This is a genomic window from Comamonas sp. 7D-2 (assembly GCF_022749555.1).
Lineage (GTDB): Bacteria > Pseudomonadota > Gammaproteobacteria > Burkholderiales > Burkholderiaceae_C > Comamonas > Comamonas thiooxydans.
The window spans coordinates 1,761,212-1,776,454 of record NZ_CP094238.1 but is presented as its reverse complement, the minus strand read 5'-3'; the positions used below and the strand labels follow the sequence as shown (position 1 = coordinate 1,776,454).

Here is a 15,243-nt window from a genome sequence, read left to right as displayed (position 1 = left end):
GGTTATGGTGCGGTGCCAAAGGCTTTGCCCCAACCGGCAGCGGCCTGGGTGGCCGCTTGTGCAGAGCCATCGGGGCTGGCCGCCTCGACGCCCGAGACATTGGGGTTGCCCAGCGCCGCCATGGCCTGGGCAAACTGGTTGCTAGCAGCGGGGGCCAAAGCGGCCACGGCGGCCGCCGGTGCGGCATCCAGCACGCCCTGCGCCTGCTCTGCCGTCAGGCCGCCGGCAATGCAGGTCTGCGCCAGGGTCGGGTTGGCTGCGGCGTTGGCGTGGCCCAGGATGGCGCTGACGCGGGCACGCTCGGCCTGGGCACCTTCGGCGCGGGCTTGCTCCAGGCCTTGCGGGGCAGCAGCCGAAGCAGCTGCAACAGGTCCTGTAGGTGCAGCCGCAGATGCAGCGGCGGGCGCCGCAACCGTTGCCGTGGAGGGTTCGGCAGGCGCAGCCGCCGCCGGTTGAATGGTTTGGGGGTCGCCCATAGAAGCTCCTTGAGGTTGAAAAGACATTCCCGCCCCTGCGGGGTAACTGCGAGCGCGGCGCGCAGACAGGTCGGCAATCACGGCGTCTGCCGTGCCAATGCGGTCGGCCAGGCGCGCAGCTACACCGGCCACGCCCCGGTACACAGCGGCGCGCGTGTCGCGCACGGCCTGCTCTTCCATGCCCCGGTGTTTGGCCACCGCCTGCACAAACATCTGGTACAGGCCCTCGATGTCGGCCTGCAGGTGCTCGCGCACCGATGTGGGCAATGGCTGGTAAGGGTTGCCGTCCACCTTGTGCTCGCCGGCAAAGATGTGGCTGACGTTGATGCCCTCATTGGCCAGGGCTCGGCTGTAGTCCACATGGCGCATCACCACGCCGATGGAGCCCACGTAAGAAGTCGTGGTCAGCACCACCTCGTCTGCCGCGCTGGCGGCCAGGTAGGCAGCGCTGGCCGCCATGCCGTCGGCCACGGCCACAATGGGCTTGCGCCCGCGTGCGGCGTAAATGCGGTCTGCCAGCTCAAACGCACCCGACACTTCGCCGCCCGGGCTGTCCAGCACCAGGGCAATGGCGTGCACCTCGGGCTGGGCCAGGGCATCCTCCATATCGGCGGCCAGGTCGTTGTAGCCAATCAGCAGGCTGCTGTCGGCCTCCAGCCGGGTGCGGTGCACCAGGCCGCCCATGGCGCTGATGACGGCCACGCCCTCGTTCACGCGGTAGCCGCGCTCGGTGCGCTCGCCCTTACGGGTGGTAAACATCTCTGCGGGCAAAGCCGCGCGGGGGCTGATGGCGGCCGCATCGATCTGCAAACCATCGGTGCCCAGCAGGCGCTGGCCCAGGCCGGCGATGATGGCGTCCAGCTTCTGCGGGTGCAGCAGCAGCGGGGTGTTGAACAGGCGGTCGGCCAGATGCGGATAGGGTCTGCTCATCTGGCGGTTCATGGCGCATCCTTTCGGGCGGGTGCGCCCTCTTCCTTGTCGCTGCCGTTGTCTGCGGTGTTGGCAATCCAGGTGGTGGCACCGGGCTCGGGCAGGCCGTGCTCGCGGCGGCACTCGGCCTCCAGGCGCTGCTGGTGCAGCACCTCTTCCCAGTCCAGGCCCTGCTCGGCACATTCCTGCTCCAGGGTGGAGACACCAATCTCCAGCCGCAGCTTGGCGGCCTGCACTTCCTTGACCGGGTCCACCCAGCCCTTGCCGCCAAACACAAAGCGGCAGCGGGTATAGGCATAGCGGTTGGCGTAAAAGCCGGGCGCGTCAATCACGCCCGCATTCACCGCCTCTTCCAGCCACAGCTCGTAAATGGGCCGCAGCCAGGTGGTGGTCAGCCAGCGGCGGCGGCCGTGAAAATAGCGCCATGCCTCCAGCAGCGCGGCGCGGGCACTGCTGTAGTTCACGCGGCTGAAGTCTTTGGCAAACAGCTCGTACGGCAGGTTCATGCCTGCGGCAATGCGCCGCTCCACCGCCAGCATGAAGGCCTCAAACGCCACATTGGGCCGGCCCGGCGCAAACGACTGCAGCCGCGCACCCACGGGCAGCGGGATCACCGCCCCGGCCTGCAGCTTGCCGATGCTGCGCGACTGGGTAACAGAGTCTTTCCAGACATCACGCGGGTGCTCGCCAAACAAGGAAGACGCAGCCTCCTGGCTCAGGTCCGACTCCAGAAACGCCGCCACCAGCGAGTTGGCCAGGCTGGCCTGCAGCTCGTTCTGGGCGTACTTGCCCGCCATGTGGAACTCGCGCATCACGGCGCTGACGATGGGCTTGCCCCGGCTCTGGCCCGTGCGCTCCTTGGCATGCAGGTGCACCACGCGGCGGCGGCCCCAGGGGGTAAAGGCGGGCACGCGCTCCCAGCGGTTCAGGTCCTGCGCCTCGTCGCCGCGCAGGTACAGCGCATCGCCAGGGTGCGCAGCGCGAAAGTGGTAGGCCACGGGCGCGCCCTCGCCGTCCAGCTCCACGCCGCGGCGAATGCGGGCCATGCCCTCCAGGTATGGCGGGGTCTCCAGCCGGTCGGCCTCGATTACGCTCAGCCGCGTGGCCCAGGGGCTGTCGGGCCGGGGCAACCATTTGGGGATGGCCACGGCATCGCCGTTGACCATCTCGCCGCCCAGGGCCAGCACCGTCAGGCCCAGCAAATCCAGCGTGCGGGCCGCATCGCAATCGGTGGTGTCGGCCCAGCTGCGAAAGTGCGCCTCTACCTTGTTGCCCCACTCGCGGGCCTGCTCAGGCGTCCAGCCCAGCAGGCGGTAGTCGGGCACGGCAGACAGGCGCAGCACCGCGCCCACCACGTTGTCGCGGTGGGTCTGCAGGCCGCCTGCCATCAGCCCGTCATTGCGTGCAAGGTCGCGGGCGCGGCTGGTCAGCGTGCCCAGCTCGGGCAGCAGGTCGGCATCGGCACTGCCAGCCATCGGCTGCCAGTCGCTCAGCGCCAGGTCGGTGTGCGATGCGCCCTGGTAGGCAGACATGGCCGCCCCGCCCTTCAACGGCGCTGCGCCCAGCGACGCCGCAAACGACGTGCGGCTGCGGCTTTGGCGGCTTAGTTGGTTCTTGCGGCCCATGCTTACACCAGATAGATGGGCTTGCGCACGGCCTGGCCGTTACGCTGGGCCAGTTCGGCGTTGATGTCGTCAATGGCGCGGCGCAGCTGCGTCGTGTCGGCATTGAACTGCACGGAGCGCGCACCCACGCCGTCGGTGCTGTGACTGGCCTGCGTGGGCCCGGTCAGGCGCGCATCGATGGCGGCCAGATAACTGTCGCGCCGGGCGGTAAGCTGTTCGGTGGTGAGGTGGCTGTAGAGACCCATGCGCCGATGGTCGGCGGGGCGCTAGGAACAATCCAGAGGAACTAGTTCTCTAAATTCGTTCCGCACTGTTGCGAGCTTATGCAGCAATGACATCAACAATCATTTTGATAGCAGACAGTCGCCAAAGTGCTGCGATTTCATGCTTTACGCAACCATCATCTAAAAAAATCTCACCACCACCCATTGCAATCGCAACCAAAAAGGTTCAGAATAAAAACCGCTGATAGAATTCACTCCAGTTTGTAAGTCATATCAGCATCACTAGGAGTCCCCACATGGCAATCACAGAGTTCGGAAAGGCAGTTCGCAAAGCTCGAATAGATGCCGACGTAACTCTCGCATCGATGGCCGAAGAGCTTCAGACCACGCCAAGTTTTTTGAGCGCAATGGAAATGGGCCGCAAAAAAATACCCGATGCGTGGGTTTCAAGTATTGAAAGTTACTTCGTCCGTAGAGGCGTCAGCGTACGTTTGCGAGAGCTTGCAGATGTAGCCAACAAGTCCGTCAACCTTGACGGTTTAGACCCTGCACAGCAAATGCTGGTTGCAGGCTTCGCCCGGGTCAACATGTCCGAAACAGAGCTAACCCGCTTTCAACAGCTGCTTTCCACCATGAAGAAGAAAGAACCGTAATGGACATGCCACTGCACGAAGGCTTTCCCGTCGCACCACGAAAACGAGCAGACATCCGAGCTCTTGCACAGAACGTTCGTAATGTGCTTCAGCTTCCTTCAGGACGATTGAACAGCCCTCGGCTGCTTGACACCCTGTCTGCTCATTTCGGTGTTCACTATGACATTTTTGACAAGCAGTCAGCTCCAGTACCAATGGAGGTTGAGGCTTGCTATGTGCCAGAGGACATGACGATCTACATCAGAGACAGCGTCTTTGATCAGATGGCAAGAGGTGGTCAACGTGCAGTTTTTACGATCGGGCATGAGCTTGGGCATGCAGTGCTAGCCCACAGGCGCACATACAACCGCCAGCTAAAGGACACGCCGATCTACTGCAATAGCGAGTGGCAAGCTAACACTTTTGCTGCGGAGTTCACGATGCCTTTGCTGGAAATTCAAAGACGGGCATTACGAACACCAGAAGCAATCAGTACCTTCTTTGGCGTGTCCCCAGCTGCCGCAACGACTCGGCTTGCCGACCTTAGGAAAAAAGGCGAGCTGTAAAGAAAAAGCTCCCAAAGTGGTACCAACACTTTGAGAGCCTTGGGGAAGGTGACAAGGGTATACCTCTCCACCTCACGTTTGTCTGTCTAGGACGCCGCGAGACTACCACTCCGGAACGTGTAGGGCAAGAAAAACCCTTCAACAATTTCTGCCAGCAAGTTGCTGGTGGAACACATCGTTTCGGAGGTCGGCCATGAGATATAGCCGCACGAAGGACGTGCATGTGACCGCATACGTGCGTACCCGCAGGGGTCGCTTGGAATACGTGTGCGCACACTGGCGCTCGTCCCCCGGTCAAGCTGAGCTGTTCTGAGCCCGCTTGAGCCAGTAGTCTGCCCGGCTGAAAAGCTGGTGCCCGCCATTGCCTGGCGGGGTTGTTCCTGAGCACAACTCGGTACTCAGGCAACTTAAACCTTAGCTTTAGGAGCCATCATCATGGCCAAAACACACCACGTAGTACCCGCCAAAGGCGGAGGTTGGAACGTCAAAGTGGGCGGTGGCGAACGAGCCATCAAGCACACCCCTACCAAGCAAGAAGCCGTAGGCGTAGCGCGCACGATCAGCCGCAACCAAGGCTCCGAGTTGCTCATCCACAACAAGGATGGACGAATTGCTCAAAAAGACAGCCATGGAGCAGATCCTCGGTCCATCAAAGGCTGAGCCAGTCTGATCTGAGCGGGGTTCGCCCCGCTCTGCTCCACCGGCCTCACACCGAGGTCATCTGAGTCTTACTTGAGTTCATCGTGGATAAACACACCGAAATCGCCCAAGAATTTCACAAACTGTTTGAAGGCAAAGACCTTTACCCCAAATTTGTCAGCTGGCAATGGATTGCCTGGTTAGTACTTGGCCCCATCTTTGCCATTTCTGCTGGGTATGCGGCGTACTGCATCGCCACCCAACAACCAGCACTCAAAGTTGTCCTGAGCGGCATTGGAATGATTGTTGCGGAACTGGCATTTCTCTCAGTCAACGCTGCAATTGACTCGTACAAAAACAAGCGTCAAGACGAACGCTTCAGCTTGAAGCCTCCAGACGTCAAGCTAAAACTACAAGCCGCCAAGCGTCGAGAGCTTGAGCGATTGTTTGGACTCAGGAGCGCATCGTTCCTAACGGTAGCCAAAGAAATGTCCGAGTTGAAAGCTGCCAAAAAAGACTTTGCAGAACCTTCGATTGGCTTTTGGAGCAGTATCTTCCAGTCCGATGCCAAACCACGATTGATCGCTATCACGCTTGGCGCCTGCGCAATCACCGCTGCACTGATCAACCGATCCATCGAAAGCACCGCAATCTTCGAATTGATCGAATCCGGCAACTTCTATGTGATCCTCAGTCTTTGCGTGTGGCTCGCCCTGATTGCTCATTTCTCCATTTATGGGGGACGAGTCGCATTTCAGGCGATTAGCGGAAAAGTTATGGAGTGGCTACTAAGGCTTGGCTGGAGCAAAACTGCAAACAAGATTGCATTGAACTACATGGCTCAAGCACTCGTAGAGCTGCATGAGCCGGCAAAAGCCATACAACGCCCACTAAAGCCCTTCGATTCTTACAGGCGCCGACGAGCAAAGCTCTATTGAGCGTCATTGATCAAAACAGCCCCTGCCAGCCAACACCAGCAGGGGCTTTTTTGCGCCAAGATACTCAAGCCAAATCAGCCTCTAGCGCCTATCCATCAAGCGCCAGCAGCTATCAAAACTGATTACTTGAAGGTCATCATCAGCGTGCCAGGCGGCAGGCTGGATGCGTCTTGTGCGGCGGGAAGGCTGGGCTTGGCAGCCTGCTTTTCACGGTGCTGGGCGCGTTGGGTGAGGCGCTGGGTACAGGCCGTGGCCAGGGTGGCGAGCTGGGCATCCGTCGCGGACAGGATCTCGCCGCTGGCGATGCGCTCGGGCAGCGCGTTGAAGGAGACGATCATCTGGTCATCGCCGATGGGCTGGGCATGGGGCACGATGGGCTGGCCTTCGCGGTCGTAGCCCAGGTTAAGCAGGTAGCGGGCGTGGCGCCAATCGGTGTTGTCTGCTGCCATTACGGCGTCAAACACGGCCTGCGTGACCTGGGCCGCTGCCTGGGTGGCCAGACGCTGTGCAAGCTGGATACGCTGCGGGTCTTGCGCGGGCTTTTGCAACTCGGCCTCCATGCGGTTGAACGCGGCGATATAGGCCAGCTTCCAGCGCAGAGCCTCTTTGCCGGTAAAGCCCATGGCCAGCAGCATGAAACCTTCACGGGTCATGCGGTAGGCACTTTCCTCGCGTGATGCACCGCTGCCGATTTCAACGACATGAACCATGCGCGCAAAATTGCGCGCATGGTCTTCTGGTATCTCTGCAGTCAAGCTCCGGATAGCGCGCATCACATCACGATGACGTTTGCCAAAGAACTGAGCGACTTGAAGACTTGTGGTGGTGACGGTGCCGTCGTGAATGGAAAGCTCAGGGCGAGCAGCGACGACGGATGCAGAAGAACCGGTAGAGATGTCAGCCATGGTGAGGCTCCTGTTGATGGACTTTGAGCCATCACCTCCCCTGCCAAGAGAAGGTGGTGGACCGTGCAGGGTTGGCAGACCGGCAACAGGCACCGGCACACCCTCGCGGGTGTCCCCACACGGCCCACCGTAAAGCGGAGCCATGTGCACGCAGACATGCTCTAGAAAGCAAAAAGCCGCTGACCATCTTTGTATGGCGCGGCCGCTGCGCCTGTTGTTACCGGGCTGCCAAGCCCAGATCACGCTTACGGGCGTGATGCACTGATTGTAGTCGAGCCTTGTCAGTTGTCCAATCTGCCAGACATTCGGCAGACATCTACATAGCTCATCAGCCTTTTCTTTGCTAACTTCAAACTTTTAGCATCACCACCAAGTTCCAACTCCAGGGTATTCAAAATGTCGTAAGTATCATCCTTAACTTGATATCGACCCCTTGGATCTTTTTCTTTAGCATTAATATATCTGATTGCATCAAACATATTATCAACTTTTGATGTTCTTAATGTCATAGCTCCAAAATTCGATGAATAATAAAAATATTCCAAATCTCCAAAATTCATACTCGACGAAGAAAGGATAATAAAAGGATCAAAACTCTTGTTCGCGTTAGCCTTGAAATAACAAATCATTAAAAATAAAATTTCATCATGAAAGAAATTATCATCACCTCCAATAATTATTGACCTGCATATATCCAATCTAGAAAAAATATTATTAATAGTTCTCAGATCAAATCTATAAGCAGCACAAACATGCTCATAAAATTTAACGTAGTTAACTTCAACATGACTCTTTATTGAAGATGATTTCGCATCCAACCTGATTTTATTATCTTTAATCTTCTTAAAAATTTTCAATGAATTAATATAACTAGCTGAACTTGGAGTAGGAAGTTTTAACCGATGGCTAAAAAATCTATCCAAATATTGATCTGCCCCGAACTCTGCCCCATATATTGTTTTAATTGATTTCTGCAATTGATCAATATTCACAGAAGAAATAAAGCATATACCCTTCGAATTGAATATATGCTTCACCACTTCGAGCAAACGCACTGCGTAATCGGGCCTACATCTATCCAGCTCATCTATAAAAATAAAAACTGGTTGCTTTCTATCACTGCCTGAAACCAAGTTCTGCGCAACACTAGACAACTTATCTTTAAATTCTTCTATCAGTTGCAGATTTTTATTATGTGCCTGAAGCTGTCTATGAATAAGCATGGATGACATGGATTGCTCATCCTTCTCCTGATCCTCAGCCACTTTTTCAGAACTGTCTGCAATGGCTTTCGATACCTCCTTTGCAACCTCATCAGTTACAATATATCCTAACCCTTTAATTGCAGCACCCTTCACCAGTTCTTTAGCTAAGGGAAGAATGCTTTTCTGAGATTGCTTAATTTTCTCACCAGCTACTGCAATTAGTTTTTTATTATCCCAATCACCAACATCTTTATATATATGGCTTAAAAAACCAATTAAAGGCTCATCAACAATATCATTTTTCCACGCATCAAAGCGACTGACCAAATGTCCCTTAGCACGCAAGTCTTCTATCCAGCAATCAATAAAGAAGCTTTTTCCAGTACCCCATTCACCATCAATGGCAAAAATCAAGGCATTATCTTCTGCCTCACTGGTCTTTGCTGATTCGATGACCTTATAAAGAAAATCTGCATAGCCTTTTCTGTCTAATTTGTCCCTAGCCCAGATATTCGTAAAAACTGTATCTGCTGATAAATCCATTAGTATCTCTCCTCCTGAAGAGACGAATGTTATCAGCGTCGAAAATCAACTGAGCAAAATCTTGCGAACCCAGCGCACACTGAGCCCGTATTGGGTTGCTAGCTCTCGTGCATTGCAGCCATCAAAACGGGTACGAATTTCCTGCGCCACGCGCTCACTATCCAGCATTCGGGCGTTGCGCACATACACCGTCAAACCACCCAGCCGCTGCACATAGCGGCGCACCAGCTCTTCCGTCAGATCCTCCACCCGCTCCACGCCATGGCATAGCGCGGCGGCGGCCAGTTCTTCGCGCAGCACGGCTATGGGGTCCAGCTTGTTGGAGCTGGATACGGAGGTGGTAGAGGTTGCGTTCTTCTCGTTCATTGTTTTGATAGCTGGTTTCGCTTGCTGTGCCTGCGTTTGCATTGGTTTTTATTAATAAAGGCTGATGGGGCTGAAAAGCTCTTCGTCCGCCAGTTGGCGCGAGGGGCTGGGCCGTGCTGGCGCGCGTGGCGGCACTGCTTCATCCCCCTGCTTCTCTGGCTGGGCTGCCGGGGCCTGGGCAGTGTTGAAGAGGTCTTGCGGGGGCTGCACGGTTTGCTCCAGCTGCAGCCAGCGGGCCTCGGGCCATTTGTGCACGCCAAGGCACATGGCGGCGTGCAAGGCGTAGTTGCGGCAGTCCAGCACCTCATTGCGCGGGCGGCGCTTGACCCAGCGGTACACGTCCTTGCCGTTGACCTTGACGAGCACGCGCTGCTCTGCGGTGAGCTGTTCGTACCATTCGCGCGGCAGCTTCTGGCCGGTGTGTACATAGCCGGGGCCGGGTTTGTCGATGGCGAGCTGGCCCAGCAGCAGGTCTTTGGCGCTGTCCACGCCCACCAGCCAGAGCTTTATGCCGTGCGATATCTTGCGGCCGCGGTAGTTGACCTCTTGCAGGCTGCTGGGGCCGACGATGTTGCGGTTGTCGTTGTTGTCGCCCTTGATGGCGCGCAGGCCGGCAAGCTGCCCTTGCGCGCTGCGCACCCAGTTGTAGACGGCCTGGGTCTGGTCCGAAGAGTCGATGCTGATGGCAGACAGCCCCAGGCTGCCGCCGTGCCAGGCCTGCACGTAGCGCTGCTGCAGGTATTGGGTGACGGGCTCCCAGTCGGACTCGCTGGCGGGGTTGCCCTGGATGACCTGGTGGGCAATGGCCCAGCTTTCCAGACCACGGCCCCAGGCCCAGATGGCGATCTCCCACCGGTCGCGCTGCACGTCCACCCCGGCGGTGAGCAGCAGCGCGCCGGCGGGCACGCGGCCCAGGGGGTAGTCTTCGGCCCGGGCCTGCAGGGCGTGTTCGTCGCTGCTGTCGCCTTTGAGCTCCCAGGTCTCGCCCAGGGTTTCGTTGGTGAAGCCGGTCATGGGCCCCACGTCGCCGGCCTGCAGGGCGCGGTGTGCCTTCTCGAACTCATCGACGATGCTGACCCAGGTGCGCTGGGGGCTGTAGGCGGCCCAGACGTGCACGCCCAGGGTGCGCGGCGGGCGGCAGGGCTGGCCCGCAGCGTCGCGCCAGATGCGGTCTGCGCCGTAGCGGCGGCCGGTCTTTTTGCAGACCCAGGTGCCGGCGAGCGGCCAGCCGCCGGCCAGGTAGTCGGCCTGGGTGATGCTCTCCAGGCAGTGGGGGCAGACGTGGTGCACGCTGGCGGGCTGGCCTTTGACCCATTTGAAGCCGTAGGGCAGCTCTTTGCTGCCCCAGACGAGCGGGTGCTCCGCGCCGCAGCGCGGGCATTCGATGTGGTACTGGACGTAGGCGTCGGATTCTTCGCAGGCGCGCTCCACATGGCACATGCCTTTGACGCGGGGCGTGCTGCCGCCGACGAACTTGGGGTATGGCGCGCCTTCCAGCCGGCCCTTGGCCAGGCTGCCGGGGTCGCCGGATTTCTCGATGCTCTGGTCGAAGGCGCTCCATTCGTCGAGGATGGAGACGGCCACGGTGATGCGGCGGTAGGCCCGCGCGGCCTTGCCGCCCAGCAGGTGCAACACGCTGTCGCGAAAGGGTTTGTATTTGATGGTGTCCTCCACCCCCTTGCCCTGGCGGCGCGCGGCCTGCACGGCGGCCACGCCGTCGAGCACGGGCTCGATCTCGCTCTTGACGTAGCTGTCGCGGTCGTCGTCGGTGGGCTGCCACAGCGCTTGTTTGCGGCGGCGATGGGCGATGTTGTAGGCGACGAAGGCGGTGATCATCTTGGTGTAGCCCACGCGCTTGCTCTTTTTGACGGCCAGCTCTTCGATGCGGTCGTCGCTCATGAAGTCGAGAATGCCGAGCTGAAAGGGCCAGCCGACCCAACCGCCCTTCTGGTGGCTGGATTCGCCCGCCAGCAGAAAGTGCTCTGCCGCCCATTCGCTAAGGGTTTGCGGCGCATCGGCCCGCAGGCTGGACAGGCCTAGCGCATTGGCGGCCTGGATGGCGGCCATGGCTTCGGGGCTGAGGGGTGCGCTCATGCGGCGTCGCCCTCCTCGCCGCTGCCTGCTCTGATATCAAATGCGGCGGTCTCGTCTGCGTCGAGCTGCGCCATGGCCTCGACCTCTTTGTTGACCAGCTGGGAGGTGGAACGGATCCATTCGTTGCGCGCATCGGCCATGATGCGCAGCACGATCAGCAGCACCTCTTGCGGCAGGTCCGGGCAGGCCTTGCGCACCTGGCCTTCGAACTGATCCATGCGATCGACGATGGCCGAGCTGGCCAGACCGAGCACGTCGGCCAGGATGCCGATGGGCGCGTACTCGCCACGGGCGACGGCGTTCTTCAGCTCCTGCGCCTCGCGCTGCGCCTTGGCCAGGCCGGCGCGTTCCTGGACCAGGTCGAGGCCGCCCAGCTCGCCACTCATGCGCCCGGCCGCCACTTCACGCAGGCGGTTGCAGTAGGCGGTGAGCAGCTCGGCCCAGGTGCCACCGGTGGGCAGCTTGCCATCGGCCATGAGGGCGCTGACGTTCTGCTGAGACACTCCGATAACGCTAGCAAACTCCGCTTGTGTGGGGCGGGCCTCAAGCTCAATCATCCTCACAATACAACCCCCTTAGGAAACTCACGAAACAGTCCGACAACGCGGCTCGAATTACCCGCTTCAGAGGCTCGGCGGAAGGACCCGCGACCCTCACCCTGCCTATTTTTTGTGCAGCGCATCAAACCTTCACCTCCAGGCCCAGGGCCATGCGTGCGGACTTGCCGGCGTAGTACGAGATGCTGGTGTCGCCCTGCTCCATGCGGGCCACGATGCGGCGTGCCCAATCCTTGCCATCGTTGCGCTCCTGCAGGTTGACCTTCACAGGCGGCGCGGCCACGGGCGCGGGCAACGCAGGCAGGCCCTGCTGCTCGGCATAGGTCTGGCGCGGCATGACTGCATCGCACATCTGCTCGAACTGCGGCAGGTTGGGCGGGAAGTCGGGGTGCTCTGCAGCCAGGCGGGCGGCCGCGGCCTCCACCACGACGCCCGAGAAGCGCGACAGCTTGGCATCCCAGACCTTCATGGCCGAGATGGTCCCCTTGTCGTGCTTGCCAGCCATCTGACCCGTGGCGAACTTGCTGGTGAACAGGCTGCCGTATGAGCCGTGCAGCAACATGAACAGCTTTCGGATCACAAGGCTGACTGCCTGCAGCGTGGCCTCGGCAGCCTCCTCGGCCGGATCGCGATAGGCCTGCGGATCTCGCATGGCGTGGTCTGCAAGACTGGCAACGTTCTTCATTCCCAAACCCCGTCGAAGATCGTTGCTGCCGCAGCTGCGTGCTTGTTCGCGCTGAACGCCGGCGCACGACCACCCGCCGGCGCTGCCGCAGGTCTGAGCCATGCGGCCTGCAGCCCTTGCGAGCCGCGTATGCACCACAGCTGAAGAAAGGCCTCCAGCGTCATGCCGGCCTTCGCCGCCTCGGCCTTGGCGCCCTTCAGCACGGTCTCCGTCACCGGTGCCCGTTTGACCTTGCGCAGCTGCAGCCAGTCGGCCCAGGTCTGGTCGGTCACGTCATTCGGTTGAGCAACAGGTCCTGCGCGCTCAAGCGCAGGTGTGTTGGTTCTTTGATGGTTCCTATGACGGTTCAATGATGATTTGGGTGCGCCTGGTTCACCCCTGGGGTGCGCCTGGTGCGGGGGTACAGGTGCGCCTGGTTCACCACCTGGTGCGCCTGGTGCGGGGGGTGCGCTATCTGCGGGGGGTGCGCCATCTGCACCACCCGCCTTGCTGCGATGGCGACCGACAGGTGCTTTGGTCGGGTCGAAACTGCCCGGCGTGATGGTGTAGCTGGTGCTGGCATTCAGACGATATTCCCGAAAGACCAGACCGACCTTCTGCAGCCACGACAGCGCCTCTTGCACGGCCCGTTCCGACAGGCAGGTACGCCTGGCAATGGTGCCGACACCGGGCCAGCACACGCCGTCGTCATTCGACTGGTCTGCCAGCGATATCAGAACTGCCTTTTGCGCAGCAGACATGCCCTGCAGCGGCCAGCAGGCCGACATGATGATGGTGCTCATACTTCTCTCCCGATCAGGCCAAGGCCGTTTGTCGCGCCTTGCAGCGCACAGGCATCACGTCACGCTGGCGCGGCGACAGGCTGCAGCGGCGAGCTGTGCCCTCCTCCAGCCGTCCGGCAGCCAGCAAGGCATTGACCGTGCTGGCCACGCTGCACAGCTCCAGCCATTCGCCCGTCTGGGCGTTGTGGTAGTCGCGCAGCTCGCGCCGGCTCATGTCGCGCACGCCTTGCTGGTGGGCATGGCGCAGCGACTCGTACAGGCGCTCGTGCAAACGGCGGCGCGTTTCGTTGCCCAGAGCGGCAAACGCCTCGGCGCTGGTGTCGCGCCCAGTCACTACGGGTTGGGATTGCTGCATGGTCAAACCTCCTGATATCTGCACAGGCGGCTGCGCGCCTGCGCTCAAATTCGTTGCTGGGTTCATGGAAGTCATACGCCTGCGGCCTCGCGCAAGCGGTAGCGGATACGGCGCTCCAGATAGGCCGTGGCGTCGGCACGCTTGGCCACCTTGTCCATGTCAAAGCGCGGCAGGTAGCCACGGCCCGGCCGCACAAACATCAGCACCGGGCGCACATCGGCACCGCCTGTGCCGCTGGCTGCCCAGATGCCCGGGGCCAGGTGCGCCGTGCGCTCGTCCTGCTCGCCCTTCTGGGTGATGCGCGGGCCGCCGCGCGTCTTGCCGTAGGCCACGAAATAGCGCCGGCCCGCCTGCCTCTTGGTGCCGCGGTGCACGCGCATATAGCCCTTGGCGCTCATATTGGCCTTGTAGCCCTGCTCGCCAAACGCCTGGAAGTAGCTGATCAGTTGCACCAGAAACGGCCCGCGCAGATTGCCCTTGCCGTCATCGCTGCCGGGGTAAGGGCCGCCTCTGGCCTCATCGGGTATCGCCGTCTGATATCCGGCAGGCAGGATGCCCGCACGCTTCAGTGCCACCTCACTGCGCTTGTCGCGCCGGCGGCCGCCCCAGGTCTGGGCATCCAGAATCTTTTGCGGATCGATCCCCTTGCCGCCCATATAGGTCGGCTCGATCGTCACGCTCAGCCTGGCGGCCGTGGCCATGCGCACAAACGGGCTGCGCAGGATGTAATCCGTAGGCCGGTCGAACACCGCGCGCATCTCGTCCTGCATGGCACGGCGGATCTCGAAGCCCGTATCGTTCAGCGCCTTGGCATAAGCCTTGGAGGCATGTGCGCCCGTCAGGCCGTGGACCTGTCGCAGCAGCTCCGCCTGGTTCAACACCCGCGCGCTCAGCTGGATATGCATATCAGCCCTCCTCCACCGGCGCCGGCACGCGCGCTGCCGCCGTAGCCAGCAGCTGGTTCAAGGCAGATATCAGCTCGTTGTAGCGGTACTGCAGCCGCTTGATCTCGTTGCGGCTCACCATGGCCTTGCCGCCACGAAAGGCGTCTGCCGCTGCGGATGTGAACTCGCCCACCTCCTGCTGCAAGGCCACAAACGCCTCCAGCGGGTCGCCCGCGGCCTGGTCGGGCAACGCGGGCACGCAGGTGTAGCCCAGGGCCGCTGCCATGGCATGCAGAATTGCCGGGTTGCCCGACATCACCTGCAGCGCCACAGACTCACGCAGCGTCAGGTGGTGCGTCGTGTTGTTCGGGTTCAGCTTGTTTTGCAGCGTATTGGCGCTCACGCCCATACGCTCGGCCAGCACGCGCACGCCGCCCGGGTGGTTGTGTGCGATCAGGTATGCCGCATCCGTCACATCGGCCGGCATCCGCATGTCGTTTTGACGGCCTGCTTCGCCATTGTTTGCGTGGGGAGGGAAAGAGACACTGCTTCTCATGACCACACCTCACTTCTCAGGCGCATCGCTGACAGCCGCTGCGCAGACAGCCAAGCAGACCCCCATCGCCCCCACACCCGAGTGGGCCCACGCCATGGAGCTGCTGCTGCAGCAAATCGTCTTCGTCCTCGACGTCGAAGGCCGCGACAGCTTCACCACCCGCAAAGTCGCCCGCTGGAACAACCAGTGCATCCACGAAATGCTGCGCACCGGCAGCGTGCCCCTGCCCGTCATCGAAGAGCTGCAGCGCGTGGCCGTGCGGGTGCTGACGTGAGGCTCCT

Annotated in this window: 18 protein-coding genes; 5 read left to right on the top strand and 13 right to left on the bottom strand. The window is 60.5% G+C overall.

Annotated features, from left to right (window positions below):
• Nucleotides 1-2 precede the first annotated feature (2 nt).
• The 3 genes from MPZ60_RS08170 to MPZ60_RS08160 are packed head-to-tail and all read right to left on the bottom strand — an operon-like array spanning nt 3 to nt 3,276.
• Nucleotides 3-1,418 (bottom strand): S49 family peptidase, encoded by a 1,416-nt coding sequence (locus MPZ60_RS08170; RefSeq protein WP_242881866.1) that lies wholly within the window; start codon nt 1,416-1,418, stop codon nt 3-5.
• On the bottom strand, nt 1,415-3,031 hold the full coding sequence (locus tag MPZ60_RS08165; protein WP_242881867.1) for a phage portal protein: 1,617 nt from the start codon (nt 3,029-3,031) through the stop codon (nt 1,415-1,417). Before MPZ60_RS08165 ends, MPZ60_RS08170 begins: the two co-directional genes overlap by 4 nt.
• A gap of 2 nt (nt 3,032-3,033) precedes the next feature.
• Entirely contained in the window at nt 3,034-3,276 is a 243-nt protein-coding gene (locus tag MPZ60_RS08160; protein WP_043005107.1) for a hypothetical protein, read from the bottom strand.
• A 275-nt stretch (nt 3,277-3,551) separates the two neighbouring features.
• On the opposite strand from MPZ60_RS08160, the gene MPZ60_RS08155 reads away from it, so the two are divergent.
• The 4 genes from MPZ60_RS08155 (at nt 3,552) to MPZ60_RS08140 (ending at nt 6,030) form a co-directional block, all read left to right on the top strand.
• Nucleotides 3,552-3,908 (top strand): helix-turn-helix transcriptional regulator, encoded by a 357-nt coding sequence (locus tag MPZ60_RS08155; protein WP_242881868.1) that lies wholly within the window; start codon nt 3,552-3,554, stop codon nt 3,906-3,908.
• Nucleotides 3,908-4,453 carry an ImmA/IrrE family metallo-endopeptidase gene (locus MPZ60_RS08150; protein WP_242881869.1) on the top strand — a complete coding sequence of 182 codons (546 nt, stop codon included), beginning with the start codon at nt 3,908-3,910 and terminating at the stop codon, nt 4,451-4,453. The genes MPZ60_RS08155 and MPZ60_RS08150 overlap by 1 nt, the downstream gene beginning before the upstream one ends.
• 435 nt (nt 4,454-4,888) lie before the next feature.
• Complete coding sequence (locus MPZ60_RS08145) at nt 4,889-5,113, top strand: DUF2188 domain-containing protein (RefSeq protein ID WP_211456507.1); 225 nt, start codon at nt 4,889-4,891, stop codon at nt 5,111-5,113.
• A gap of 83 nt (nt 5,114-5,196) precedes the next feature.
• On the top strand, nt 5,197-6,030 hold the full coding sequence (locus tag MPZ60_RS08140; protein WP_242881870.1) for a hypothetical protein: 834 nt from the start codon (nt 5,197-5,199) through the stop codon (nt 6,028-6,030).
• Nucleotides 6,031-6,152: 122 nt separating this feature from the next.
• Here the strand turns inward: MPZ60_RS08140 and MPZ60_RS08135 are convergent, their stop codons facing one another.
• The 10 genes from MPZ60_RS08135 to MPZ60_RS08090 form a co-directional block, all read right to left on the bottom strand.
• On the bottom strand, nt 6,153-6,935 hold the full coding sequence (locus MPZ60_RS08135) for a Rha family transcriptional regulator (protein ID WP_242881871.1): 783 nt from the start codon (nt 6,933-6,935) through the stop codon (nt 6,153-6,155).
• A 281-nt stretch (nt 6,936-7,216) separates the two neighbouring features.
• Nucleotides 7,217-8,683, bottom strand: a complete 1,467-nt coding sequence (locus tag MPZ60_RS08130; protein ID WP_242881872.1) for a P-loop NTPase fold protein — start codon at nt 8,681-8,683, stop codon at nt 7,217-7,219.
• A 45-nt stretch (nt 8,684-8,728) separates the two neighbouring features.
• Nucleotides 8,729-9,049: a Mor transcription activator family protein gene (locus MPZ60_RS08125; RefSeq protein ID WP_242881873.1), complete on the bottom strand. Its 321-nt coding sequence runs from the start codon at nt 9,047-9,049 to the stop codon at nt 8,729-8,731.
• Between the two features lie 51 nt (nt 9,050-9,100).
• Complete coding sequence (locus MPZ60_RS08120; protein WP_242881874.1) at nt 9,101-11,143, bottom strand: phage terminase large subunit family protein; 2,043 nt, start codon at nt 11,141-11,143, stop codon at nt 9,101-9,103.
• Entirely contained in the window at nt 11,140-11,646 is a 507-nt protein-coding gene (locus MPZ60_RS08115; RefSeq protein WP_242881875.1) for a hypothetical protein, read from the bottom strand. The genes MPZ60_RS08120 and MPZ60_RS08115 overlap by 4 nt, the downstream gene beginning before the upstream one ends.
• A 178-nt stretch (nt 11,647-11,824) precedes the next feature.
• Nucleotides 11,825-12,385, bottom strand: a complete 561-nt coding sequence (locus tag MPZ60_RS08110) for a hypothetical protein (protein WP_242881876.1) — start codon at nt 12,383-12,385, stop codon at nt 11,825-11,827.
• Nucleotides 12,382-13,167, bottom strand: a complete 786-nt coding sequence (locus MPZ60_RS08105) for a helix-turn-helix domain-containing protein (protein WP_242881877.1) — start codon at nt 13,165-13,167, stop codon at nt 12,382-12,384. The genes MPZ60_RS08110 and MPZ60_RS08105 overlap by 4 nt, the downstream gene beginning before the upstream one ends.
• 13 nt (nt 13,168-13,180) lie before the next feature.
• Nucleotides 13,181-13,522, bottom strand: coding sequence for a hypothetical protein (locus tag MPZ60_RS08100; RefSeq protein ID WP_242881878.1), 342 nt, complete (start codon nt 13,520-13,522; stop codon nt 13,181-13,183).
• Nucleotides 13,523-13,593: 71 nt separating this feature from the next.
• Nucleotides 13,594-14,427, bottom strand: a complete 834-nt coding sequence (locus MPZ60_RS08095; RefSeq protein ID WP_242881879.1) for a hypothetical protein — start codon at nt 14,425-14,427, stop codon at nt 13,594-13,596.
• A 1-nt stretch (nt 14,428) separates the two neighbouring features.
• Nucleotides 14,429-14,899 (bottom strand): phage regulatory CII family protein, encoded by a 471-nt coding sequence (locus tag MPZ60_RS08090; RefSeq protein WP_242899884.1) that lies wholly within the window; start codon nt 14,897-14,899, stop codon nt 14,429-14,431.
• Nucleotides 14,900-14,960: 61 nt separating this feature from the next.
• Here MPZ60_RS08090 and MPZ60_RS08085 point away from each other — a divergent pair, with 61 nt between their 5' ends.
• Nucleotides 14,961-15,236, top strand: a complete 276-nt coding sequence (locus tag MPZ60_RS08085) for a hypothetical protein (protein WP_087082940.1) — start codon at nt 14,961-14,963, stop codon at nt 15,234-15,236.
• Nucleotides 15,237-15,243 lie beyond the last annotated feature (7 nt).